Origin of the sequence: Pseudomonas sp. MOIL14HWK12:I1 (genome assembly GCF_000510705.1) — a bacterium.
GTDB classification, from domain to species: domain Bacteria; phylum Pseudomonadota; class Gammaproteobacteria; order Pseudomonadales; family Pseudomonadaceae; genus Chryseomonas; species Chryseomonas oryzihabitans.
Window position 1 is genome coordinate 91,512 of record NZ_KI783308.1, and the last position, 23,794, is coordinate 115,305.

Consider the following 23,794-nt stretch of genomic DNA (forward strand, 5'->3'; position numbering starts at 1 on the left):
CGTGTGGATAAGGGGCGTCGTCAGGCCCTAGCCGCGCAGCTTGTCCAGCAGCTGATGGTTGGGATAGCCGTCGGCGGGCCAGCCCTGGGACTGCTGGTAGGCGCGGATGGCCTTGCGGGTGTTGGCGCCGATGATGCCGTCGGCGCTGCCCGGGTCGAGCCCCAGGGCGGCCAGGCGCTGTTGCAGCTCCACACGCTCGCTGCGGCTCAGCGGCAGGTCGTCGGTGGGCCAGCTGCCGGCGATCTGGCCGGCGTCGCGATAGCGCTCCGAGAGCAACGCCACGCCCAGGGCATAGGAGCTGGAGTTGTTGTACTTGAGGATGGTGCGGAAGTTATTGAACACCAGGAAGGCCGGGCCGCGATGGCCGGCGGGCAGCAGCAGCGAGGCGCTGTCGCTCGGCTGGGCGGCCGGTTGCGGCAGGCCGAGGCCCTGGATGCCCAGGGAGTTCCACTCGGCCAGGCTCTTGCGCACGCCCATGTCGGCCAGGCTGTAGTCGAAATTGGCCGGTACCCGGACCTCGTAGCCCCAGGGCTTGCCGTCCTGCCAGCCGGAGGCCTTGAGGTAGTTGGCGGTGGAGGCCAGGGCATCGGCGGTGGAGCCCCAGATGTCGCGGCGACCGTCGCCGTCGAAGTCCACCGCGTACTGGTCGTAGGTGGTGGGGATGAACTGGGTCTGGCCCATGGCGCCGGCCCAGGAGCCGATCATGCGGTCGGCGGTGACGTCGCCGTGCTGCAGGATGCCGAGGGCGGCGATGAGCTGATCCTGGGCGAAGTCCGGGCGGCGACCTTCGTAGGCGAGGGTGGCCAGGGAGCGGATGACGCCCTTGTTGCCCATGTTGTTGCCGTAGTTGCTCTCCATGCCCCAGAAGGCCATCAGGCGCGCCGGCTCGATGCCATAGCGGGCCTCCAGCGAGGCCAGCAGCCCGGCCTGCTGGATCAGCAGGCTCTTGCCGTTGCGCACCCGCAGCGGCGACACGGCGGATTCCAGGTATTCCCAGACCGGCTTGGTGAATTCCGGCTGGCTGCGGTCGGCGGCGATCACTGCCGGATCGGGTTGCACGCCGGCAAAGGCCTGGTCGAAGGTGGCGGCCGAGATGCCCCGGCCCAGGGCCAGGGTACGAAAGCGACTGCGCCATTGCTCGAAGCTTTCATCCGGCTGCGGCATGGCCTCGGCCGCCGAGGCGGGGGCATTGGCCGCGGGCGCGGGTTTGGACGAGGAGGGTGAAGAGGGCGCCGCGGAGGGCGTCGTCTGAGTCTGGGCGCAGGCGGCCAGGGCGGCGGTCAGCAGGGTGACCAGGGTTCCGGCGAGGAGGCCGCCGGTCTTGAATCCGCGGGTTTTCCCGAATTGCATCTGTCTCCACCGGACGTCTAGGCAGGAAGACTCACCTTAGCACGGCCCGGGTGCTGGCGTCTGGACGCGGCTTTCAGGCGGCCAGAAAGACCGAAGCCTTCTCGTCTTGCAACGAGAAGGCTTCGCGGCGGTAGCTGCCTTTGCCCTTGGCAGGCTTTTCCTGGCGGGCGCGATATCGGGGATCGCTGACGAGGACCTTGGCCTTGTTGGGGCCGCGGCTGTATTTCTTGGCCATGGTGCGTGCTCCGAGGGTTGGGGACTCCCCCTTGATGGGGGCGCGCCAGTCTATTGCAAGGGCCGTGGATTGCAAGGCGCGGCCAGCGTCAGGACCTGGGCAGGGCCAGCCGCTTGCCGGCGAGCGTCAGCGCCAGGCTGGCCAGGGTCAGCCAGACCTCGCCGGGTGCCTGGCCCTTGATCTGTTCGTCGGCGACCTGGGCTTCGCGCAGCAGGGCTTCCAGGCGGCGCGCACCCTGGCGCTGCAGGGCCCGACTGACCAGCGGCCGCCGCTTGTCCCACACCGGCGGTTTGACCTGGGTGAAGGCGCGCTCCAGCGGCGTGCCGCTTTCCTGCAGATGGGCGAGGTTGGCCAGCAGGCGCAGCTCCCGGGCCAGGGCCCAGAGCACTACGGCGGCTTCCACGCCTTCGCCGCGCAGGCCTTCGAGGATGCGCAGGGCATGTTCCGCATCGCCGGCCAGGGCGGCGTCCAGCAGGCCGAAGACGTCGTAGCGGGCACTGTCGGCCACCGAGGCGCGCACGGTCTCGGCATCCACCTGGGAGCCTTCGATGAGCAGGCGGAGCTTTTCGATCTCCTGGGCCGCGGCCAGCAGATTGCCTTCCACCCGCTCGGCGATCAGTTCGACCGCCTCGGGGGTGGCCGCCAGCCCCAGGCGCGACAGGCGCTGGTTGATCCACTGCGGCAGCTGCGCCAGTTCCACGGGCCAGATCTGCACGAATTGCGCCTGCGGGTGCTCCAGCAGGGCCTTGGCCCACTTGGTCTTCTGGGCGGCGGCATCCAGGCGCGGCAGGCTGATCAGCAGCAGGGTGTCTTCGGCGGGGCGGGCCAGGTAGTCGAGCAGGGCGGCGGAGCCCTTGTCGCCCGGCTTGCCGGTGGGCAGGCGCAATTCGAGGATGCGCTTCTGGGCGAACAGCGAGAGGCTGGCGCCGGCCTCATAGAGACGACCCCAGTCGAAACCGGCATCGACGTCGAAGACCTCGCGCTCGTCGAAGCCCTGGGCGCGGGCCGCGCCGCGAATGGCGTCGCTGGCTTCCTGGCAGAGCAGCGGCTCGTCGCCGCTGACGGCATAGACGGCGGCCAGCGAGCCCTGGAGCTGCTTGCCGAGCTGGTTGGCGTTGAGTTTCATGCTGAACCGGAAGGGCAAACCGGAGCCTTGCGGCTCCGGATGCGGCGCTTAGCGCGCGGGGGTGGGGATTTCGATCGGCGACTGCTGCGGCGGGGCGGACTCGCGGGCGCGGCGGTCGGCTTCGGCCTTGGCGGCGGCACGGGCATCGGCGTCGCGCTGCAGCTTCTCCAGGCGCTCCGGCGTCACGGCCTGCAGGCGGGCGGCCAGCTGTTGCACCAGCTCGCGACGCATTTCGCGGCGCAACTGGTCCTTCTGCTGTTCGGAACCAACGATGTTGTTCTGGTCGGTCACGTAGTAGCGCTGGGTTTCCAGGTAGTCGCTGACCAGCACCGCCTGGTTCTTGCCAATGATGCTGTAGGGCTGACGGGTGGTCAGCTCGACCTCGGCACTGCGGGCGCCGCTGGTGTAGCTGGCGGTGCGCTCGCTCTGGGCTTCGCCGCCCAGATCCAGGGTGTAGGGCGCGCCCGAGGTGACCCGCACATGGGCGTCGTCCAGCATGTCGCGGACGTCCTTGACGGTCTGACCATAGGCGTCGCGCGCCGTCAGGTTCAGCTCGGTGAGGCTCAGGCGGGTTTCGCCGGTGCCACGCAGCTGGAAGCCGCAGGCGGTCAGCAGGGTCGCCAGGCCGACTACCGCAAGGCCGGGGAGAATCCGTTTCTTCATCTGTTGTCTGCTCCGTTCGCGTGTCTTAGTTGGCGACGATGTTGACCAGTTTACCCGGGACCACGACGACCTTGCGGATGGTCAGACCCTCGGTGAAGCGTGCCACGTTCTCGTTGGCGCGGGCGGCGGCCTCGATGGCCTCGCGGCTGGCATCGGCCGGTACTTCGATCTGGCCGCGCAGCTTGCCGTTCACCTGGATGACGATCTGCAGGCTGTCCTGCACCAGGGCGCTCTCGTCCACCTGCGGCCAGCGGGCGTCGATGACCGCGTCGCTGTGGCCCAGTTGCTGCCAGAGACCGTGGGCGATGTGCGGGGTGATGGGCGCCAGCAGCAGGGTGACGGCCTCCAGGCCTTCCTGCAGCAGACGGCGATCGGTGTCGCTGTCCTGGGCGGCCTTTTCCAGCACATTCATCAGGGTCATGACCGCGGCGATGGCGGTGTTGAACTTGTGATGCTGACCGATATCCTGGCTGGCCTGGCGGATGGCCAGGTGGATGGCACGGCGGACGTCCTTCTGGGCGGGCGACAGCTCGCCGAGGGCGCCGGCAGTCGGCAGGCCCTGGCTCACGTGGGCCTGGGCCAGACGCCAGACGCGGCGCAGGAAGCGGCTCGCACCCTCGACGCCGGAATCGGACCACTCCAGGCTCATGTCCGGCGGCGAGGCGAACATCATGAACAGGCGGCAGGTGTCGGCGCCGTACTGGTCGATCATCGCCTGGGGATCGACGCCGTTGTTCTTCGACTTGGACATCTTCTCGACGCCACCGATTTCCACCGGCTGGCCGTCGCTCTTCAGGCGCGCCCCGATCACCTTGGCCTTGGCGTCGCGTTCCACCTCGACATCGGCCGGGTTGAACCAGTCCTTGCTGCCGTTGGGATTGGTGCGGTAGTAGGTCTCGGCCACCACCATGCCCTGGGTCAGCAGATTCTCGAAGGGCTCGTCGGAATCGATCAGGCCCTGGTCGCGCATCAGCTTGTGGAAGAAGCGCGAGTAGAGCAGGTGCAGGATGGCGTGCTCGATGCCGCCGATGTACTGGTCGACGGGTAGCCAGTAGTTGGCCTCTTCCTTGTCCAGCATGCCGCCGGTGAAATTCGGCGAGGCATAGCGGGCGAAGTACCAGGAGCTCTCGACGAAGGTGTCCATGGTGTCGGTTTCGCGACGGGCCGGCTGGCCGTTGCGCGGATCGACGGTCTCGTAGAATTCCGGCATGCGCGCCAGGGGCGAGCCGGCGCCGTCCGGCACCACGTCCTCGGGCAGCACCACCGGCAGCAGGTCGGCCGGCACCGGAATATCGACGCCATCGTCGCCGTGGATGATGGGGATCGGGCAGCCCCAGTAGCGCTGGCGGCTGATGCCCCAGTCGCGCAGGCGGAACTGGGTGCGCGGCTGGCCCAGGCCCTTGGCCTGCAGATCGGCGCCGATGGCGTCGAAGGCGGCGTCGTAGGCGAGGTTGTCGTAGGCACCGGAATTGATCAGGAAGCCTTCCTTGCTGCCGTACCAGTCCTTCCACTGCACCGGGTCGAACTGGTAGCGCTCGTATTCCTCGGGGCTGTAGTCGTCCGGATTGGCCAGCACCTGGGTGGCCTCGGCGGTATCCACCACCTGGACGATGGGCAACTGGTACTTATTGGCGAATTCGAAGTCACGCTCGTCGTGACCGGGCACGGCCATGACCGCGCCGTCGCCGTAGTGCATCAGCACATAGTTGGCGACCCATACCGGCAGGCGGGCGTCGGTCAGCGGATGACGGACGAACAGGCCGGTGTCCAGGCCCTTCTTCTCCTGGGTGGCGATGTCGGCTTCGGCGACGCCGCCGCGCTTGCACTCGTCGATGAAGGCCTGCAGCTCGGCATTGCCCTGGGCGGCCTGGGTGGCCAGCGGGTGTTCCGCGGCCACGGCGACATAGGTGGCGCCGAGCAGGGTGTCGGGGCGGGTGGTGAAGACCTTCAGGGTACCTTCGGCGCCGATGCTGTCCTGGTCATAGGGGAATTGCACCTCCATGCCGCGGGACTTGCCGATCCAGTTGCGCTGCATGGTCTTGACCTGCTCTGGCCAGCCGGGCAGGCCGTCGAGGGAGGTCAGCAGCTCTTCCGCATAGTCGGTGATGCGGAAGTAGTACATGGGGATCTCGCGCTTCTCGATCAGCGCACCGCTGCGCCAGCCGCGGCCGTCGATGACCTGCTCGTTGGCCAGGACGGTCTGGTCCACCGGGTCCCAGTTCACCGTGCCGTTCTTGCGGTAGATGATGCCCTTCTCGAACAACTGGGTGAACAGCCACTGCTCCCAGCGATAGTAGTCGGGCTTGCAGGTGGTGACCTCGCGGGACCAGTCGATCGCCAGACCCAGGCTCTGCAGCTGGGACTTCATGTAGGCGATGTTCTCGTAGGTCCACTTGGCGGGGGCCACGCCGTTCTTCATGGCGGCGTTTTCCGCGGGCATGCCGAAGGCGTCCCAGCCCATGGGCTGCAGGACGTTCTTGCCCAGCATCCGCTGGTAGCGGGCGATGACGTCGCCGATGGTGTAGTTGCGCACGTGCCCCATGTGCAGCTTGCCGCTGGGGTAGGGGAACATCGACAGGCAGTAGAACTTCTCCTGGCCCGGGCGCATGGTGGCCTTGAAGGACAGATTCTGGTCCCAGAAGGACTGGGCGGCGGCTTCTATTTCGCGGGGCTGATAGTGTTCGTGCATGGGCGTGTCGAGGGCTGCAGAGGCGTTTGATCGAGCCGCCAAGCATACATGACCCCCCGAGCGCGGGGAAATGTCCCGGTCCGCCGCTTGTTTCGCACTCCGGGGGAGGCAGGGTTGGAAGGGCCGTACTAGGCTGTTCAAACGTCCGTTCAATTATTCGGGAGGATGATCGCCATCATGGGAAAGTTTCGACGCGAGTCCGAAAAGCTGCCCGTCGACGTGCGCCTGCAACGGCGCCTGGCGCTGGCGCTGGATGAGGCGGCTACCCAGGAGCGCCTCTATGACAAAGCCGATGAGGAAGTCGAGGTGCAGGGCCTGAGTCCGGCCGAATACGCCCTGGTCAAGCGCTGGCTGGCGCGCCATCAGGCGGCCGACGCCGCCATGGCCTGCTGCCTGGGCTGTGGCCGGGTCCAGCCGGCGGGTGCCTTCTGCCCGCGGTGTCAGGGCCGACGACTGCTGGTCGAGAGTCCTTCTGCCCCGGTCGGCGCTCCCCTACACTAGGCGCCGCCGCGACCCGGAGGTCGCCCCCGACCGGAGGGACCATGGGTCTGCGCTATTTCTTCAAGCAGCTGCTGCTGCCACCGGGCGGCCTGCTGCTGCTCCTGTTGCTGGGCTGGTGGCTGCGTCGTCGCTATCCGCGCCTGGGGCTGGTCTGCTTCCTGGGCGGTCTGCTGGGCCTCTGGGCCAGCACCCTGCCGGTCGTGGTGGAAACGGGTGGACGCCTGCTGGAGCGCGATGCCGCGCTGCCCGAGGTGCGCTGGGCGGACCTTGCGCAGCAGGCCGACGCCATCGTGGTGCTGGGCGCCGGTCGCGAAGTGGACGATCCGGGCTGGGCGGGCGATGCCGCCAGCCACCTGGCGGTGGAGCGGCTGCGCTATGCGGCGCGGCTGGCCAAGGCCAGCGGCCTGCCGGTGCTGATCACCGGGGGCTCGCCCCATGACCGTCCACTGAGCGAGGCGGCGCTGATGACCGAGGTGATGGAACGCGACCTGGGGGTGCCGGTGCGCTGGCAGGAAGGGGGCAGTCGCACCACCTGGGAAAACGCCACCCTGAGTGCGCCGCTGCTGCGCGAGGCCGGGGTCAAGCGGGTGGTGCTGGTGACCCAGGCCTATCACATGGCTCGTTCGCGCTGGTGTTTCGAACGGCAGGGCTTCGCCGTGGTGGCCGCGCCCATGGGCTTTATCGGCGTCGTCAATGCCCGGCCCTTCGGTGGCTGGCTACCGGAAGCCAAGGCGGTCGAGCAGACCGCCCAGTTGCTCAACGAGGCTGCCGGACTACTTCTCTATCCGCTCGCCTATCGCTGACGCGCGCCTAGCTCTGGGTGACCACCAGCGGCGTCTCTTCCGGGCGATCCTGCCGACGCATTAGCAGACCCCAGAGCAGCACCAGGGCGGAAAAGATCCCCAGCGGCCAGAGGCGGTAGTGCAGATAGGGCGTCAGGCCGTCCATGGGCACCACGGTGCCCTGCAGCACGCCGACCTCGAAGGCCGGGATCTGCCGGCTGATGCGACCGAAGGGATCGACCAGGGCGGTAATGCCGTCGTTGGTGACCCGTACCAGCCAGCGCCCGCTTTCCAGGGCGCGCATCTGCGCCATCTGCAGGTGCTGTTGCGGTCCGATGGACTTGCCGAACCAGGTGTCGTTGCTGATGGTGAGCAGCAGCTGACTCCGGGCCGCCATGCTGGCGACGAATTCCGGATAGACCACCTCGTAGCAGATGTAGGGCGCCACGCGATAGCCCTTCACCAGCAGCGGTTCCTGCTGCTCGGGACCACGGACGAAGTCGGACATGGGCAGGTCGAAGAAGCCGATCAGGCCGCGCAAGTAGTCCTGCAGCGGCACGTATTCGCCAAAGGGCACCAGCTTCTGCTTGTAGTAGGTGCCCGAGCCGTTGCCGACCGCGGTGATGCTGTTGAAATAGCGCGAATCGCCGTCGGCGTCGCGTTCCCGCGCCGGCAGGCCGGTCACCAGGGCGCCGCCATGGGCCGCCACCTGGGCGCCTTCGGCGGCGAGGAAGTCACTGACGTATTCGCGCAGCACGGGAATGGCGTTTTCCGGCCAGACCACGAGGTCGGCATCGGTCTGCTCGGCGGTGCGGTCGCGATAGAGCGCCAGGGTGGCGCGGGCGTGGTCGGGATTCCACTTGAGTTCCTGGGCGATGTTGCCCTGGACCCCGGCGACCTTGAGCGGCGCGCCGGCGGGTTGCGTCCAGACCTGGCCCTTGAAGACGTCGCCGGCCACCCACGGCAGGGCCACCAGCACCAGGCCCGCGACCAGGGCGAGCGGCCACATGATCAGGCGCGGGGCGTTGACCAGCAGCGCTGCGGTAAAGGCCAGCGCGGCGGAGATCAGCCAGACGCCACCCAGCGGCGCCAGGCCCTGCAGGGGGCCGTTGAGCTGGCTGTAGCCGAGCAGCAGCCAGGGAAAGCCGGTCAGCGCCCAGCTGCGGAACAGTTCCAGGGCGAACCAGAGGCCGGCAAAGGTGAGGGCGTCGCCCAGGGGCGCCTGGTTGCGTCTCAGGCACAGCGCCCAGAGCGCGGCCGGCAGGGCGAAGAACAGGGCGATACCGGCGCAGAAGCCTACGGTGAGAAAGAGCGCCAGGGGTACCGGCGCGGCGCCATAGGTGTGGATGCTGACGTAGATCCAGCTGGTGCCGGCGAGAAAGGCGCCGAAGCCGTAGCACCAGCCGCGCAGCAGGGCGCGCCAGACACCAAGACCCTTGAGGCCCAGGTAGAAGAGGGCGGCGGACAGCAGCGCCAGCGGCCAGATGTTGAAGGGGGCCAGCGCCAGGGGCGTGAGGGCACCAGCGAAGAGCGCCAGAAGGTTGCCCTTCCAGCCGGGTTGAGAGATCCAGCGCATCGAAAATCCTTGGTCCGATCGAGGCTGCGCAAGCTTACTCGCCGCCGCGGGGGAGTGCCAAAGGCGTGTGCGGGGAGCGAGGCAGATCGCAGTCCGGGTGAAGAAAGGGAGTGTTCAGGCGAAGGGCAATCGCGGCCATGGGCCGCTCCTACAGGATGTCAAGCTCTTGTAGGAGCGGCCCATGGCCGCGATTAAACAATCCCTGAAGGGGGAGAGGGGGTAAGGGCGCTACCGATTGACCGGGGTCACGCGCAGCAGGTGGATGCGGCGGCCGTCGGCGTTGAGCACGCGGAAGCGGAAGTCGTCGATCACCGTTTCCTCGTTGCGCTTGGGCAGGTGACCCAGGCGATTCATCACCAGGCCACCGGCGGTGTCGGCCTCGGCATCGGCGAAACGGGTTTCCAGGGTTTCGTTGAGGGTCTCGATGGGGGTGAGCGCCTTGACCACGAAGTCGCCATTGGGCAGCGACTTGATGAAGCTCTCTTCCTCCACGTCGTGCTCGTCCTCGATCTCGCCGACGATCTGCTCGAGCACGTCCTCGATGGTGACCAGGCCGGCGACGCCGCCGTATTCGTCCACCACGATGGCCATGTGGCTGTGGGTCGAACGGAATTCCCGCAGCAGCACGTTGAGCCGCTTGGACTCGGGCACGAAGGTGGCCGGGCGCAGCACCGCCTTGAGGTCGAAGGTGCGCTCGTGGTCGAGCAGCAGCGGCAGCAGGTCCTTGGCCAGCAGCAGGCCGAGGACGTCGTCGGGGCCGTCGCCGATCACCGGATAGCGGGAGTGGGCGGCCTCGATCACCGCCGGCAGGAATTCCGCCGGGGTCTGGTGGGCGCGGATGCTGATGATCTGCGAGCGCGGCACCATGATGTCGCGTACCTGCAGGTCGGCCACCGAGATGGCGCCCTCGACGATGGACAGGGCTTCGCTGTCGAGCACCTTGTTCTCATGCGCCTCGCGCAGCAGTTCCAGCAGTTCCTGGCGACTCTTGGGTTCATGGGCAAAGGCCTGGACGATGCGTTCCAGCCAGGAACGATGCCCAGCGCCTGATCGATCTTCGTTCATGTGTGTGTCATTCACCGTAGGGATCGGGGTAGCCCAGTTCAGCGAGCAATTGGCGTTCCAGTTCTTCCATCTCCTCGGCTTCGTCATCCTCCAGATGATCGTAGCCGAGCAGGTGCAGGCAGCCATGGATGACCAGATGCGCCCAGTGCGCCTTGGCGGGCTTGCCTTGCTCGGCGGCCTCGCGCGCCACCACGGGGGCGCAGATCACCAGATCGCCGAGCAGGGGGATATCGAGGAATTCGTCCGGCACGTCGGCCGGAAAGGACAGCACGTTGGTGGCGTAGTCCTTGTGCCGCCAGGTGCGGTTGAGCTCGCGGCCTTCGTCTTCGTCCACCAGGCGGATGGTGAGTTCCGAATCGCCCTGGCGGGCGCGCAGGGCCAGTTCACACCAGCGACGTAAGTCCGGCTCCTCGGGGAGGTCGGCCGCCTCGCTGGCGACCTGGACGTCCAGCTCAATCGCCATGGCGATCCTCTCCGTGAGCGCGCGGCTTGTCCTGCAGCGCCTCGAAGCGGTCGTAGGCCTCGACGATGCGCTGCACCAGCGGGTGGCGCACCACGTCCTTGGACTCGAAATGGGTGAAGCCGATGCCGGGCACGTCGCGCAGGACCTCGATGACGTGCTTGAGACCCGACTTGGTGCCGCGCGGCAGGTCGACCTGGGTGACGTCACCGGTGATCACCGCGGTGGAGCCGAAACCGATCCGGGTCAGGAACATCTTCATCTGCTCGAGGGTGGTGTTCTGACTTTCGTCGAGAATGATGAAGCTATTGTTGAGGGTGCGGCCACGCATGTAGGCCAGCGGCGCGACCTCGATGACCTGGCGCTCGATGAGCTTGGCCACCTGCTCGAAGCCGAGCATCTCGTAGAGGGCGTCGTACAGCGGGCGCAGGTAGGGGTCGATCTTCTGCGCCAGGTCGCCGGGCAGGAAGCCGAGCTTCTCGCCGGCTTCCACCGCCGGGCGCACCAGCAAGATGCGGCGGATCTGCTCGCGCTCCAGGGCGTCCACGGCGCAGGCCACGGCCAGATAGGTCTTGCCGGTACCGGCCGGGCCTATGCCGAAGTTGATGTCGTGATCGAGGATCGACTTGACGTAGCGCTGCTGGTTGGCGCCGCGCGGGCGGATCATGCCCTTCTTGGTGCGCAGGGCCACGCTGGTGTCGCCGCCGCCGCGGTGCTCTTGCTGCAGGGCTTCCAGACCGGATTCCTGCAGGTAGAGGTGCACCAGTTCCGGGGCCACCGCGGTGCCGCTGGCGGTCTCGCGGTAGAGGCGCTGCAGGAGGTTCTGGGCCGCGCGGGTGCGCTCGGGATCGCCGACCAGTTCGAACTGGTTGCCGCGATTGCGGATCTCGATGCCAAGACGGCCTTCGATCTGGCGCAGATTTTCATCGAGCTGGCCGCACAGGTTGGCGAAACGGTCGGCATCGAAGGGTTCGAGGGTGAAATGCTGGAGCGTCTGGGGGGTATTCAAGGTGTGCTGGGAAACCCTTTGGATTGGCTTTACGAAAACTTGACGTAGCTTGAGAGTAACCTGCGTCGCGCCCTTGGCAAAGGGCGCGTGCGACCATCCATCAGGCCAGCGCGACGGCGACGGGCGGGCGCGCACCGCTGGCGACGGGGGCCAGCAGGGTGCCGCGCAGGGAGTGCGGCAGGGCCTCGTCGATGTGCACCTGGACGAACTGGCCGATCAGGCTGGCATCGCTGCAGCGGAAGTTGACGATGCGATTGTTCTCGGTGCGGCCCTGCAGCATGCCGGGATCGCGCTTGGAGAAGTCGCTCACCAGGATGGTCTGGACGCTGCCAGCCATGCGCCGGCTGATCTCGAAGCCCTGCTGGTGGATGCGCGTCTGCAGGATCTGCAGGCGCTGCTTCTTGAGTTCGTCGGGGGTGTCGTCGACCAGGTCCGCCGCCGGGGTGCCGGGGCGGGCGCTGTAGATGAAGGAGAAGGAGAAGTCGAAACCGACGTCCTCGATCAGTTTCATGGTCTGCTCGAAGTCCTTCTCGGTCTCGCCGGGGAAGCCGACGATGAAGTCCGAGCTGATGCAGATGTCCGGCACCGCCGCCTTGAGCTTGCGGATGCGCGACTTGTACTCCAGCGCCGTGTGGTTGCGCTTCATGGCCGCCAGGATGCGATCCGAACCGGCCTGCACCGGCAGGTGGACGAATTTCACCAGTTCCGGGATCTCGGCGTGGGCCTGGATCAGGGCGTCGGAGAATTCCAGCGGGTGCGAGGTGGTGTAGCGGATGCGGTCGATGCCGTCCACCGCCGCCACCACATAGAGCAGCTCGGCGAAGTCGGCGATGCGGCCGTCGCCGGTGGCGCCGCGATAGCCGTTGACGTTCTGGCCCAGCAGGGTCACCTCGCGCACGCCGTGTTCGGCGAGGTGGATGATCTCGGCAAGGACGTCATCCAGCGGCCGGCTGACCTCTTCACCGCGGGTATAGGGCACCACGCAGAAGGTGCAGTACTTGCTGCAGCCTTCCATGATGGAGACGAAGGCGCTGGGGCCGTCGATGCGCGGCTCGGGCAGGCGGTCGAACTTCTCGATCTCGGGGAAGGAGATGTCCACCTGGGGCGCCCGGGTGGTGCGCGCGGCGTCGATCATTTCCGGCAGGCGATGCAGGGTCTGCGGCCCGAAGACCACGTCGACATAGGGCGCGCGATCACGGATGGCGGCGCCTTCCTGGCTGGCCACGCAACCGCCGACGCCGATCACCAGGTCGGGATTCTCCAGCTTGAGTTCGCGCCAGCGACCGAGCTGGGAAAACACCTTTTCCTGCGCCTTCTCGCGGATCGAGCAGGTGTTGAGCAGGATGACGTCGGCCTCGGCCGGATTCTGGGTGACTTCCAGCGTCTCCCGTTCGCCGAGCAGGTCGACCATGCGCGACGAATCGTATTCGTTCATCTGGCAGCCATGGGTTTCGATATAGAGCTTCTTGGACATGCGCGGCAGGGAGTCGGTGGCGAGTGGACCGCGCATTATAATGATGGCCTTCCGGACGGGGAAGAGCCGCCCGGAAGGCGGTCGGTCTAGGCCTGGGCAGCGCCCTCCGGCAACCGGGCGATGACCTTGATCTCGAAGCGAAAGCCGGCCAGCCAGGTGGCGCCGACCGCAGTCACCGTGGGGTAGGGCGCCGTGCCCCAGTGCTCCAACAGCACCGGCCAGATGCGTTCGAAGCTGGCTTCGGCATCGACCATGAACAGGGTGACGTCCACCACGTCGGCGAAGGAAGCGCCTGCCGCGGTGAGGACGGCGTCGAGATTGGCGAAGGCCAGGCGGACCTGATCTTCCAGCTCCGGCTCGGGCGAGCCATCGGCGCGGCTGCCGACCTGCCCGGACACGAAGAGAAAGCCGTTGGAACGGATGGCCGGCGAATAGCGGTGCTGTTCGTAGAGGGCGTGGCGCTGGGCGGGAAAGACGACGTCGCGGGTCATGGTGGGGCTCCGGTAGGGATGGATGGGGCCACCTTAGGCGTCGCCCGCCAGGGGATAAACCCGGCCCGGCGGTCAGCATTGTTTGTACAATCCAAACAATCTCCTGGTGAGGAATCGGCATGGATCTGTTCGCCGCGATGCAGACCTTCGTGCGGGTGGTGGAAGCGGGCAGCTTCACCCGCGCGGCCGAGACCCTCGGCAGCAGCCGCACCCGCGTCACCCAGCAGGTGCAGCAGCTGGAAGCGCACCTGCAGGTGCGCCTGCTCAATCGCACCACCCGGCAGGTGCAGGTCACCGCCGACGGCGCCGCCTACTACGACCGCTGCCTGGGCGTGCTGGCGGCGGTGGACGATGCCGAGACGGGGCTTTCGGTGGCCACCCGCACGCCCCGTGGCCGCCTGCGGGTAGACGTGCCCAGTCCGTTGGCGCGGCTGATCCTGATCCCGGCCCTGCCGGACTTCTTCCAGCGCTATCCGGACATCCAGCTCGAACTGGGCGTCAGCGATCGCCAGGTGGATCTGATCGGCGACAACGTCGATTGCGTGATCCGCGGCGGGCGCATCTGCGAGCAGTATCTGGTGGCCCGACCGCTCGGGGCGCTGCAACTGGGGTGCTATGCCGCGCCGGCCTATCTCGCCGGCCAGGGTGTGCCGCTTCATCCCGCCGAACTGGCCGAGGCACCGCACCGGGTGGTGCGGTTCCTCTGGGGGGGCGGGCAAGGGCTTTCCCTATGCCCTGCGGCGCGGGGGCGAGCGCCTGGAATTGCAGAGCCAGCACCGTCTGGAGGTGGACGACGGCAATGCCTGCCTAGCCGCGGGGCAGGCCGGGCTCGGTGTGGTCTGCCTGCCGCACTATCTGGCGGCGGAGTCTGTCGCCCGCGGCGAACTGGTCAGGCTGTTCGCGGACTGGCGGGTGGCCCCCATGCCGCTGTATCTGGCCTTCGCGCCCAACCGTCACGTCAGCGCCAAGTTGCGGGTCTTCATCGACTGGGTGACGGCCCTGGTGGCCGAGCGGGCCTGGCTGGAAACCCCGGGCGAGCCCTGACGGCAGCCGGGGACGACATGCTATGCTCGCCGCCCCCTTTTTCCTCGGCGAACCCCGCGTCCACCATGAGCTCATCCCCCAGCAAGCCGGCCATCTACAAGGTCATCTTCGTCAACCAGGGTCAGGTCTTCGAGATCTACGCCAAGCAGATCTTCCAGAGCGATCTCTGGGGCTTCCTGGAGATCGAGGAGCTGGTGTTCGGCGAACGCACCCAGGTGGTGGTGGATCCGAGCGAGGAAAAGCTCAAGGCGCAATTCGAAGGCGTGGTGCGCAGCTTCGTGCCCATGCACTCGATCATCCGCATCGACGAGGTGGAGCGCCTGGGCCAGCCCAAGATCAGCGAAGCCAAGGGCGGCACCAATGTCATGCCGTTCCCCATGCCCATGCCCGACAAGCCCTGACCGGGCTCGCGGTCAGTTCTGCGGCGGCTGGAAGGGATTGAGGTTGCCCGCGGTCTGCATGTCCTGCAGATAGTCGCGGAAGATCTGGCCCAGCACCTGGGTGGCCATCTCCAGCTCGTCCCGGCGCATCTGGGCGCTGACCAGGTCGGCGGTGTCCATGGCTTCGTCGTTGCCATTGATGGCGGCCATCTTCAGCACGATGTAGGCCTGGATATTGTTGGGCGGTACGCCCTCGCCGCGAAAGAACATGTTGCCGAGGCGATTCTGCGCATCGGCATTGCCCTTGAGCGAGGCCTGCTCGAACCACTGACGCGCCTGGTTCAGGTCCTTGGGCGTCTGCTTGCCTTCGTAGTAGAAGTCACCGAGTTCGTACTGCGCCTGGGAATCGCCGTCATGGGCGATCTGCTGGCAACGGGCGATCGCCTGCGCCAGGGCTTCGTTGGCCAGATTCAGGTTGCAACGGCTGGTGCTGGGGACGAGCAGCGAATTGCCTCCGGCCAGGGCGACCAGGGGCATCAGGATTAGGGCTGCGCACAGGGTACGACCAGCGCGGTGCATGAAGCGCCTCCACAAGCGAGGCAGGTTCGGAGAACCCGGTCGGCGAAACGCGCCGACGTCTCATTATGGGTCAAGCCGACGCACGCTTTCAAAACCTTTACGCGCAACGGCGGAACTTTTTTACCTGTGACGCCGGCCACTCAACTAGGTGTGAGGCCGGCAGGGCAGAGAGGTTCCGCAAGCGAGACGAATGACACCTAGTCCTTGAAGGTGGCGAAGGCGCGCTCGGCGGCGTCCAGGGTGATGCGCAATTCCTCGTCGCCATGGGCGATGGAGGTGAAGCCGGCCTCGAAGGCGCTGGGTGCCAGGTAGACGCCACCGTCCAGCATCAGGTGGAAGAAGCGCTTGAATCTCTCGCTGTCGCTGGCCATGACATCGCTGAAGGTGACGATGTCTTCGGCGCCGCTGAAGTAGAGACCGAACATGCCGCCCGCCTGAGTGGTGACGAAGGGCACGCCGGCGGCATCGGCGCGATCCTGCAGGCCCTGCAGCATGCGCGTGGTGTAGTCGGTCAGCTCGGCATGGAAGCCGGGGCGGCGGATCAGCTGCAGGGTGGTGAGGCCGGCGGCCATGGCCAGTGGATTGCCCGACAGGGTGCCGGCCTGGTAGACCGGGCCGAGCGGGGCGATCTTTTCCATGATCTCGCGCTTGCCACCAAAGCAGCCCACCGGCATGCCGCCGCCGACGATCTTGCCGAAGGTGGTGAGGTCGGGGCGGATGCCGTAGTGCGCCTGGGCGCCGCCCAGGGCGACGCGGAAGCCGGTCATGACCTCATCGAAGATCAGCACCACGCCGTACTGGTCGCAGAGGCTACGCAATCCTTCCAGGAAGCCCGGCGCCGGCGGCACGCAATTCATGTTGCCGGCCACCGGCTCGACGATGATGCAGGCGATCTGGTCGCCGACCTTGGCCAGGGTTTCTTCCACTTCGCCCAGGTCGTTGTAGGCCAGGGTCAGGGTGTGCTGGGCGAAGGCCGCCGGCACGCCGGGCGAGCTGGGCACGCCCAGGGTCAGGGCGCCGGAGCCGGCCTTGACCAGCAGGCTGTCGGAGTGGCCGTGGTAGCAGCCCTCGAACTTGATGATGGTGTCGCGCCCGGTGTAACCGCGCGCCAGGCGGATGGCGCTCATGGTGGCTTCGGTGCCGGAGCTGACCATGCGCACCATTTCCATGGACGGCACGAGCTCGCAGATGAGGTCGGCCATGGTGGTTTCCAGGGCGGTCGGGGCGCCATAGGAGAGGCCGTGTTCCAGCTGGCGGCGCACCGCGTCGAGCACGTCCGGATGGCTGTGGCCGAGAATCATCGGACCCCAGGAACCGACGTAGTCGACATAGCGCTTGTCATCCTCGTCGACGATGTAGGCGCCCTGGGCGTGCTTGAAGAACAGCGGCGTGCCGCCGACGCTCTTGAAGGCGCGGACCGGCGAGTTGACGCCGCCGGGGATGTGGCGCTGGGCCTGGTCGAAGAGTTGCGCGGAGCGGGACATAGGGGTCTCCTTGAATGAGATCAGGCCGCGAACAGCTGGGCGAAGGCGCGCGCGCGGCGCTCCACCTCGCCCGCGCTGGCGGCGGAAAACAGGCTGTGGACGACGGCGAGCAGATCGACGCCGTGGTCGAGCAGAAGCGGGGCATTGTCCAGGGTGACACCGCCGATGGCGCAGACCGGCAAGGCGAAGCGGCTGCGGGCCTGGTCGAGCAAATCCAGGGGCGCCGGCGGGGCATCCGGCTTGGTACTGGAGGCGAAGAAGCGGCCAAAGGCCAGGTAGCTGACGCCGGCTTGGGCCGCGGCCTCGGCCAGTTCCAGGCTGGCGTGGCAGGTACCGCCAAGAACAGCGTCCGCCCCCAGGTCGGCGCGGGCCGCGGCCAGGGAGCCGTCTTCCTGGCCCAGGTGCAGGCCGACGCCCAGCCGGCGGGCCAGGGCGAGGTCGTCATTGATGATCAGCTGGGCACCGTGCTGGCGGCAGAGCTCGGCCAGGGCAGCGGCTTCGTCCTGACGGCGACTGGCGTCCTCTGACTTGTCGCGGTACTGCACCAGCCGGGCGCCGCCTTGCAGGGCGGCCTCCACATAGGGCAGCAGGCGACCCTCGGCGAGCAGGGCGCTGTCGGTGATGGCATAGAGGCCGCGCAGCGGGCTCATGAACAGAAGTCCAGTGGCAGGCGGCGCGGCACGTACTGGCCGCGACCGGGGCGCTCGGCGTCCCTCAGGGTGCGCCAGGTGTAGTCCAGAGCGCTGCGCACCGCGCTGGGCAGGGCTTCGCCCAGAGCCAGGCGCCCGGCCAGGGTACTGGCCAGGGTGCAGCCGGAGCCGTGGTAGCTGCCGGGCAGGCGCTGGCAGACGTGGGTCTCGCAGCGACCTTCGCGATCATAGAGCCGGTTGTGCACCTCGTGTTCCTCGCCATGGCCACCGGTGATCAGCAGGTGGGCGCAAAAAGGCAGCAGGCGCTCGGCGCACTGCTCCGGGGTGCCCTCGGGCAACTCGGCGAGGATGCGCGCCTCAGGGAGATTGGGGGTGGCGATGGTGGCGCGTGGCAGCAGCCGTTCGCGGATGGCATAGCCGACCTCGTCCTTGCCCAGGGCGCCGCCGCCACCGGCGCGCAGCACTGGATCGCAGACCAGGGGTACGCCGGGCAGGGCTTCCATGATCTCCAGCACCGTCTCGACCATCTCCACCGAACCGAGCATGCCCAGCTTGACCGCCGCCACCGGCAGGTCGGCGATGATCGCCCGGGCCTGGGCCAGCACCCACTCGCGATCCAGCACCCGGAAGTCGCGCACGTCGACGGTGTCCTGCACGGTCAGGGCGGTGACCGCCGGGGCGGCATGGCAACCCTGGGCGAGCAGGGCTTCGATGTCGGCCTGCAGGCCGGCACCGCCACTCGGATCGTGGCCGGACAGGCAGAGGACGACGGGACGTTGGGGTTCGAGGGTCATGGACGTCAGCCTAGCAAAGGAAAAAGGGGCGCAGCGGCCGGGCGCCGCAGGGAGTGGCACCCTACAACGACCTCGCGCCCCGCGCCACCCGTTGACATGGGACCCGCATCGGGACGAAGGAACTCCGCTGCCGGTTGGGTAGCCGATATACTGCACCTTTGCTCGGGTAAGGCGGTTCTATGGCGTTGTGGCGGTTGTTGCGTGATTTCTTCCTGCGCCAACGGCGTGCCTACGGGACTGCCATTCTCTGCCTGCTGGGCGTCGGCCTGCTCAACCTGACCCTGCCCTGGTGGATCGGCAAGGCCATCGACGCCTTGCGCGCCGGCGAGCTGGATCAGACCGGGCTGCTCTGGCGCGTCGCCCTGATCGTGGCGGTCGGCTGTGGCCTCTATGTGCTCCGCTATCAGTGGCGGGTGCGGCTGTTCGGCACCTCCTACCAGGTCGGGGTGGAATTGCGCGACGCCTTCTTCGCCAAGCTGGCGCGGCTGGATCCCGGATTCTTCCAGTCCAGTCGCACCGGTGATCTGCTGGCCCGCGCCACCCAGGACATCGACGCCGTGGAGACGGCCGCCGGCGAAGGGGTGCTGGCCAGTTTCGACGGCATGCTGACCCTGCTGCTGGTGCTGCTGGCCATGTTCATCGGCATCGACGCGCCCCTGGCCGCCCTGGCGCTGTTGCCCTTTCCCTTCATGGCCTGGGGCTTCTATCGCGTGGCGCGGCGGGTGCAGCAGCGCTTCGGCCTGGCGCTGGCCGGCTTTTCCGCCCTCAACGACCGTACCCAGGAAGCCCTGAGCGGTCTGCGCATGCTGCGTCAGCACGCCCTGATCGAAGCCGAGCTGGACGACTTCGACGCCCGCGCCCGCAGCGTGGCCAAGGCCGACTACCAGGTGCAGCGCACCGAGGCGCGCTACGAGCCGATCATCTTTGTCGCCCTGAGCCTCGCCACCCTGCTGACCCTGGTCATGGGCAGCTGGCGCTATCTCGACGGCCATATCACCCTCGGCCAGCTGACCAGCTTCAGCCTCTATCTGGTGCAACTGATCTGGCCGATGTTCGCCATTGGCTGGTGCTTCAACCTCTTGCAGCGTGGTGAGGCTGGAGCGCGTAGGCTGGAAGAGGTGTTCGCCGTCACCGAGCGCATCCGCGACGAGGGCACCCAGACGCCACCGGACCAGGCCGATCTGTCGGTCTACATCCCGGCCTTCACCTATCCCCAGGCGCGTCAGCCGGCCTTGCAGGACGTGGTCATCGACCTGCCCGCCGGCGATACCCTGGGCATCGTCGGTGCCACCGGCAGCGGCAAGAGCACCCTGCTGCGCCTGCTCTTGCGCCAGTTTCCGCTGGAGCAGGGCTGCATCCGCCTGGGCGGGGTGCCGCTGGAGGAGTATCGCCTGGGCGACCTGCGCGCCCAATTCGCCTATGTGCCCCAGGATCCCTTCCTGTTCGCCCGCACCCTGGGCGAGAACGTCGCCCTCAGTCGTCCCGACGCCACCGCCGGGGAGATCCGCGAAGCCCTGGATGCCGCCGCCTTCGGCACCGACCTGGCGGCCCTGCCGCAAGGCCTGGACACCCCGGTGGGCGAGCGTGGCCTGACCCTTTCCGGTGGCCAGCGCCAGCGGGTGGCCCTGGCGCGGGCGTTGCTCTCGCCGGCGCCCATCCTGCTGCTGGACGACACCCTCTCGGCGGTGGATACCGCCACCGAAGCCCGCCTGTTGAAGACGCTGGCCGGGTTGCAGGGGCGCACCACCCTGATCGTCAGCCACCGGCTCTCCGCCGTGCAGCAGGCCGACGAGATCATCGTGCTCGACCAGGGCAGCCTGGTGGAGCGGGGCCGGCACGCCGAGCTGCTCGCCGCCGGTGGCCTCTATGCCCGACTCTGGACGCTGCAGCAGGCGGAGGAGGCCAGCCAATGACCAAGACCCGCGTGCTCTCGCTGCTGCTCAAGCCGGTACTGGCCAATCCGCGCAAGCTGGCCGGCACCGTGGCGATCCTGGTCACGGCGACCCTGTTCGATGTGCTGGGGCCCTGGCTGACCAAGCACTACCTGGACAACTACCTGGTGCCTCACGACCTGCGGCTCTGGCCGCTGGTGGGCCTGGTGGCGGCCTATGTGGTCTCCCAGGGCTTGGCCGCCTACGGTCGCTACCTGCAATCGCTGAGATTCGCCGAGATCGCCATGGACGTGGTGCTCCTGCAGCGGCGCCGGCTGTTCCGCCACGTGCTGAGCCTGCCGCAGAGCTTCCACGACCGCACCGCCACCGGCGAACTGGTGGCGCGGGTCACCAACGACACCGACGCCCTGCGTGAACTCTATGTGGCCTTTCTCGGCAACATGGTCGGCAACATCGTGCTGCTGATCGGCATCCTGGTGGCCATGGCCCTGCTCGACGTGCGCCTGATGGCCATCGCCGTGCTGCTGATCCCGGCGGCCATGCTGATCGTCTGGGCCTATCAGCGATACAGCGGGGCGGCGGCCATGGAGGTCAGGATGCTGCGCGCCGAGCAGAGCGCCCGCCTGGGCGAGGCCATCGGCGGTATGGGCCTGTTGCAGGCCTTCAACCAGACCGAGCGCTTCCGCCAGGATTTCCAGCGGCTCAATCAGGCCCAGTACGGCGCCCGCATGCGCACCATCCGTGTCTCCGGACTCCTGCTGCGTTCGGCCCTGGATCTGGTCAGCGTGGCGGTGCTGGCGGTGCTGCTGCTGGTCTACGGGATGGGCCATCTGCAGGGCGGCGCCGAGATTGGCGTGCTCTATGCCTTCGTCACCTACCTGGGGCGGGTGACCGAGCCGCTGATGGACATCACCCAGAGATTCAACCTGTTCCAGCAGGCCACGGTGGCCGGTACCCGCCTGCTGCACCTGCTGGAAGAGAAGCCGGCGCTGAGCGGCGAAGACGACCGGCCCATCGCGACCGCGCACTTCCACCTCGACGCCGTGCGCTTCCGCCATGCCGGCGCCGGGCACGACACCCTGCACGGCATCGACCTGGACATCCCACCGGGCACCTTTCTCGGCATCGTCGGGCCCACCGGCAGTGGCAAGTCGACCCTGCTCGACCTGCTCGCCGGGCTGCAGCCGGTCACCGGCGGTCACCTCTGTTTGGACGGTCGCGAACTGGGCAGCCTGACCCCGGAGGTGCTGGGCGCGGCCCTGGCCAGCGTGCCCCAGGAACCCTTCATCCGCTCCAGCAGCCTGAGGGACAACCTCTTGCTCGGCAGCCAGGTGCCGGACGCGCGACTGCGCGAAGCCCTGGCCGCCGCCCACCTGGACGACCTGGTGGCGCGTTTGCCGGAGGGCCTGGATACGCTACTGGGCGAGCGCGGCTTCACCCTGTCCACCGGCGAGCGGCAGCTGCTGGCGCTGGCTCGGGCGCTCTTGCGCGAACCCAAGGTGCTCTTGCTCGACGAGGCCACCGCCAGCATCGACAGCGCCACCGAGGCACGGCTGCAGGGGGCGCTGGACGAGTTGCGCGGCCAGGTCACCCTGATCGTGGTGGCGCACCGGCTCTCCACCATCCGCCATGCCGATCGCATCCTGGTGCTGCGCGATGGGCGCAAGGTGGAGGAGGGCAGTCACGAGGCCTTGCTACAGCGGCCCGACGGCCACTATCGGCGCCTGTGGGAGCAGCACGCCCAGGGGGAAAAGACGCTTTAGCGGGGGAAGCCGTTGTCATGCAGGGGTGTTAGGGTGTCAGCTATAGCAGTGCCCCAACAAGGAAACTTGCATGACCTCCGTACCCGAGGATTTCACCGTCGTTGCCACCGCCAGCGAGGCGGTGGACCGTCTCGCGGCGCTGCATCAGGAGGCCACCCAGGCCCTGGATGCCGCCCTCAAGCGCTATCTCAAGGATCGCGTCGAGCCCAGCGCGGCCGAACGCGAGTTGTTCCGCTATCCCGAGATCCGCATCCGCTATCGCGCCCCCGGCGTGCCGCCGGCCACCACCCGCGCCTACGCCAAGATCCAGCTGCCCGGCACCTATGTGGCCACCGTGACCCATCCGGCGGCCTTTCGCGGCTATCTGCTGGAACAGCTCGAACCGCTGATGCGCGACTATGACGTCCAGGTCGAGATCGGTCGCAGTCGCCAGGACATCCCCTATCCCTATGTGGTGGAGCAGGGCGACGAACTGGCCGGCAGTGGCGTGACCGCCGCCGAGCTGGCGCGGGTCTTTCCCAGCACCGATCTCTCCGCCGCCCACGACGACATCGCCGACGGCCACTACGACTGGGAGCGCATCGATCCGCTGCCATTGGCGCTGTTCGACGCCGCCCGTACCGACTTCTCGCTGCGTCGCATCGTCCACTACACCGGCAGCGACTGGCGCCACGTGCAGCCCTGGATCCTGCTGACCAACTACCATCGCTACGTCGACCAGTTCATCCAGCACGGCCTCGAACAGCTGCGCAGCGATCCGCGCTTCGAGCGCCTGGTGCTGCCGGGCAACGTCATCATCGAACGCGACATGGACCCGACCGAGGCCCAGGTGGTCATCGCCGCCATCGCCTGGCATCGCTTCCAGATGCCGGCCTACCACCTGATCGCCAGCGACGGCCATGGCGTCACCCTGGTCAACATCGGCGTCGGCCCGTCCAACGCCAAGAACATCACCGACCACCTGGCGGTGCTGCGTCCGCACTGCTGGCTGATGATCGGCCACTGTGGCGGCCTGCGGCAGTCGCAGACCATCGGCGACTATGTGCTGGCCCACGCCTACATGAGACGCGACGGCATCCTCGACCGCGTGGTGCCGCCGCACATCCCCATCCCGGCGCTGGCCGAGGTGCAGGTGGCACTGCAGGAAGCCGCCGCCAGCGTCACCGGCGAACGCGGCGAGGCGCTCAAGCGCCGCCTGCGCACCGGCACCGTGCTGACCTACGACGACCGCAACTGGGAGTTGCGCTGGGCCCAGGAACGCCCGCTGATCAACCTGGCGCGCGCCGTGGCGGTGGATATGGAAAGTGGCACCATCGCCGCCCAGGGCTATCGCTTGCGGGTGCCCTACGGCACCCTGCTGTGCGTCTCCGACAAGCCCCTGCACAGCGAGATCAAGCTGCCGGGCTCGGCCAACGCCTTCTATGCCCGCGCGGTGAGCCAGCACCTGGCGATCGGCATCGCTGCCTTGGACCAGCTGCGCACTCAGCTCGACTCCCTGCACTCGCGTAAGCTACGCAGCTTCGACGAGCCGCCGTTCCGGTAAGGGTTGGGGTTGGGCCTGTTGGGCTTCGCTGCGCTCAACCCAACCTACGGTAAGGCGATGAGACCCAGCTCGATTGGTCCAGAGTTGCGCAGGTGGCCCCCTCTCCCTCCGGGAGAGGGTTGGGGTGAGGGTGTCACTGCAGCTAAGGCCTCAGTGGAAAAGGCTGCGCCGTTTTCCACGCTACGGTGCTGACCAGGCCAGAGAGTCGTTCGGACGGCCCCCCTCTCCCCCTGGGAGAGAGCTG

Annotated in this window: 21 protein-coding genes and 1 pseudogene; 7 read left to right on the plus strand and 15 right to left on the minus strand. The window is 67.6% G+C overall.

The features are described from left to right. Positions 1-27: 27 nt before the first annotated feature. The 5 genes from PSEK12I1_RS0118090 to leuS all read right to left on the minus strand — a co-directional run bounded on the left by PSEK12I1_RS0118090 (position 28) and on the right by leuS (position 6,063). Complete coding sequence (locus tag PSEK12I1_RS0118090; protein WP_027602481.1) at positions 28-1,350, minus strand: lytic murein transglycosylase; 1,323 nt, start codon at positions 1,348-1,350, stop codon at positions 28-30. Positions 1,351-1,423: 73 nt separating this feature from the next. Continuing rightward, positions 1,424-1,585: an alternative ribosome rescue factor ArfA gene (arfA, locus tag PSEK12I1_RS23935; RefSeq protein ID WP_007159657.1), complete on the minus strand. Its 162-nt coding sequence runs from the start codon at positions 1,583-1,585 to the stop codon at positions 1,424-1,426. An 88-nt stretch (positions 1,586-1,673) separates the two neighbouring features. Then, positions 1,674-2,711: a DNA polymerase III subunit delta gene (gene holA / locus PSEK12I1_RS0118100; RefSeq protein WP_017642504.1), complete on the minus strand. Its 1,038-nt coding sequence runs from the start codon at positions 2,709-2,711 to the stop codon at positions 1,674-1,676. 48 nt (positions 2,712-2,759) lie between these two features. Continuing rightward, complete coding sequence (lptE, locus tag PSEK12I1_RS0118105) at positions 2,760-3,374, minus strand: LPS assembly lipoprotein LptE (RefSeq protein WP_027602482.1); 615 nt, start codon at positions 3,372-3,374, stop codon at positions 2,760-2,762. 25 nt (positions 3,375-3,399) lie between these two features. After that, a complete protein-coding gene (gene leuS / locus PSEK12I1_RS0118110; protein ID WP_027602483.1) occupies positions 3,400-6,063 on the minus strand; it encodes a leucine--tRNA ligase in 2,664 nt (887 codons plus the stop codon). Positions 6,064-6,240: 177 nt separating this feature from the next. Between leuS and PSEK12I1_RS0118115 the strand changes: the two genes are divergently transcribed. Both PSEK12I1_RS0118115 and PSEK12I1_RS0118120 read left to right on the plus strand, forming a co-directional pair. Then, positions 6,241-6,564, plus strand: coding sequence for a hypothetical protein (locus PSEK12I1_RS0118115; protein WP_231501056.1), 324 nt, complete (start codon positions 6,241-6,243; stop codon positions 6,562-6,564). Between the two features lie 41 nt (positions 6,565-6,605). Further along, positions 6,606-7,367, plus strand: coding sequence for a YdcF family protein (locus PSEK12I1_RS0118120; RefSeq protein WP_027602485.1), 762 nt, complete (start codon positions 6,606-6,608; stop codon positions 7,365-7,367). Positions 7,368-7,374: 7 nt separating this feature from the next. Here the strand turns inward: PSEK12I1_RS0118120 and lnt are convergent, their stop codons facing one another. The 6 genes from lnt to PSEK12I1_RS0118150 all read right to left on the minus strand — a co-directional run bounded on the left by lnt (position 7,375) and on the right by PSEK12I1_RS0118150 (position 13,421). Continuing rightward, positions 7,375-8,922: an apolipoprotein N-acyltransferase gene (gene lnt, locus PSEK12I1_RS0118125; RefSeq protein WP_027602486.1), complete on the minus strand. Its 1,548-nt coding sequence runs from the start codon at positions 8,920-8,922 to the stop codon at positions 7,375-7,377. Between the two features lie 228 nt (positions 8,923-9,150). Continuing rightward, the gene (locus PSEK12I1_RS0118130; RefSeq protein ID WP_027602487.1) at positions 9,151-9,987 is read right to left on the minus strand and encodes an HlyC/CorC family transporter; all 837 of its coding nucleotides are present in this window, start codon (positions 9,985-9,987) and stop codon (positions 9,151-9,153) included. 7 nt (positions 9,988-9,994) lie between these two features. Continuing rightward, positions 9,995-10,450, minus strand: a complete 456-nt coding sequence (ybeY, locus tag PSEK12I1_RS0118135; protein WP_027602488.1) for an rRNA maturation RNase YbeY — start codon at positions 10,448-10,450, stop codon at positions 9,995-9,997. Continuing rightward, positions 10,440-11,456 (minus strand): PhoH family protein, encoded by a 1,017-nt coding sequence (locus PSEK12I1_RS0118140; RefSeq protein ID WP_027597188.1) that lies wholly within the window; start codon positions 11,454-11,456, stop codon positions 10,440-10,442. Before PSEK12I1_RS0118140 ends, ybeY begins: the two co-directional genes overlap by 11 nt. Before the next feature lie 100 nt (positions 11,457-11,556). Further along, the gene (miaB, locus tag PSEK12I1_RS23940) at positions 11,557-12,930 is read right to left on the minus strand and encodes a tRNA (N6-isopentenyl adenosine(37)-C2)-methylthiotransferase MiaB (RefSeq protein WP_155951403.1); all 1,374 of its coding nucleotides are present in this window, start codon (positions 12,928-12,930) and stop codon (positions 11,557-11,559) included. A gap of 86 nt (positions 12,931-13,016) precedes the next feature. Then, positions 13,017-13,421 (minus strand): RidA family protein, encoded by a 405-nt coding sequence (locus PSEK12I1_RS0118150; RefSeq protein WP_027597187.1) that lies wholly within the window; start codon positions 13,419-13,421, stop codon positions 13,017-13,019. 119 nt (positions 13,422-13,540) lie between these two features. Between PSEK12I1_RS0118150 and PSEK12I1_RS23945 the strand changes: the two are divergent. Both PSEK12I1_RS23945 and PSEK12I1_RS0118165 read left to right on the plus strand, forming a co-directional pair. After that, positions 13,541-14,465, plus strand: a pseudogene (locus tag PSEK12I1_RS23945) (LysR family transcriptional regulator). 65 nt (positions 14,466-14,530) lie between these two features. Continuing rightward, positions 14,531-14,866 carry a DUF1820 family protein gene (locus PSEK12I1_RS0118165; RefSeq protein ID WP_007159644.1) on the plus strand — a complete coding sequence of 112 codons (336 nt, stop codon included), beginning with the start codon at positions 14,531-14,533 and terminating at the stop codon, positions 14,864-14,866. A gap of 12 nt (positions 14,867-14,878) precedes the next feature. Here the strand turns inward: PSEK12I1_RS0118165 and PSEK12I1_RS0118170 are convergent, their stop codons facing one another. The 4 genes from PSEK12I1_RS0118170 to PSEK12I1_RS0118185 all read right to left on the minus strand — a co-directional run bounded on the left by PSEK12I1_RS0118170 (position 14,879) and on the right by PSEK12I1_RS0118185 (position 18,352). Next, a complete protein-coding gene (locus tag PSEK12I1_RS0118170) occupies positions 14,879-15,424 on the minus strand; it encodes a tetratricopeptide repeat protein (RefSeq protein WP_027597185.1) in 546 nt (181 codons plus the stop codon). Between the two features lie 197 nt (positions 15,425-15,621). Further along, positions 15,622-16,908 carry a glutamate-1-semialdehyde 2,1-aminomutase gene (gene hemL, locus PSEK12I1_RS0118175; protein ID WP_027597184.1) on the minus strand — a complete coding sequence of 429 codons (1,287 nt, stop codon included), beginning with the start codon at positions 16,906-16,908 and terminating at the stop codon, positions 15,622-15,624. A gap of 20 nt (positions 16,909-16,928) precedes the next feature. Then, positions 16,929-17,558 carry a thiamine phosphate synthase gene (gene thiE / locus PSEK12I1_RS0118180; RefSeq protein ID WP_027602491.1) on the minus strand — a complete coding sequence of 210 codons (630 nt, stop codon included), beginning with the start codon at positions 17,556-17,558 and terminating at the stop codon, positions 16,929-16,931. Beyond that, the gene (locus tag PSEK12I1_RS0118185; protein WP_027602492.1) at positions 17,555-18,352 is read right to left on the minus strand and encodes a hydroxymethylpyrimidine/phosphomethylpyrimidine kinase; all 798 of its coding nucleotides are present in this window, start codon (positions 18,350-18,352) and stop codon (positions 17,555-17,557) included. The genes thiE and PSEK12I1_RS0118185 overlap by 4 nt, the downstream gene beginning before the upstream one ends. 179 nt (positions 18,353-18,531) lie before the next feature. Here PSEK12I1_RS0118185 and PSEK12I1_RS0118190 point away from each other — a divergent pair, with 179 nt between their 5' ends. From PSEK12I1_RS0118190 to amn, 3 genes are all read left to right on the plus strand, one after another. Next, a complete protein-coding gene (locus PSEK12I1_RS0118190) occupies positions 18,532-20,265 on the plus strand; it encodes an ABC transporter ATP-binding protein (RefSeq protein ID WP_027597182.1) in 1,734 nt (577 codons plus the stop codon). After that, complete coding sequence (locus PSEK12I1_RS0118195; RefSeq protein WP_027602493.1) at positions 20,262-22,007, plus strand: ABC transporter ATP-binding protein; 1,746 nt, start codon at positions 20,262-20,264, stop codon at positions 22,005-22,007. The genes PSEK12I1_RS0118190 and PSEK12I1_RS0118195 overlap by 4 nt, the downstream gene beginning before the upstream one ends. Before the next feature lie 70 nt (positions 22,008-22,077). Continuing rightward, positions 22,078-23,550, plus strand: coding sequence for an AMP nucleosidase (gene amn / locus PSEK12I1_RS0118200; protein ID WP_027602494.1), 1,473 nt, complete (start codon positions 22,078-22,080; stop codon positions 23,548-23,550). Positions 23,551-23,794 lie beyond the last annotated feature (244 nt).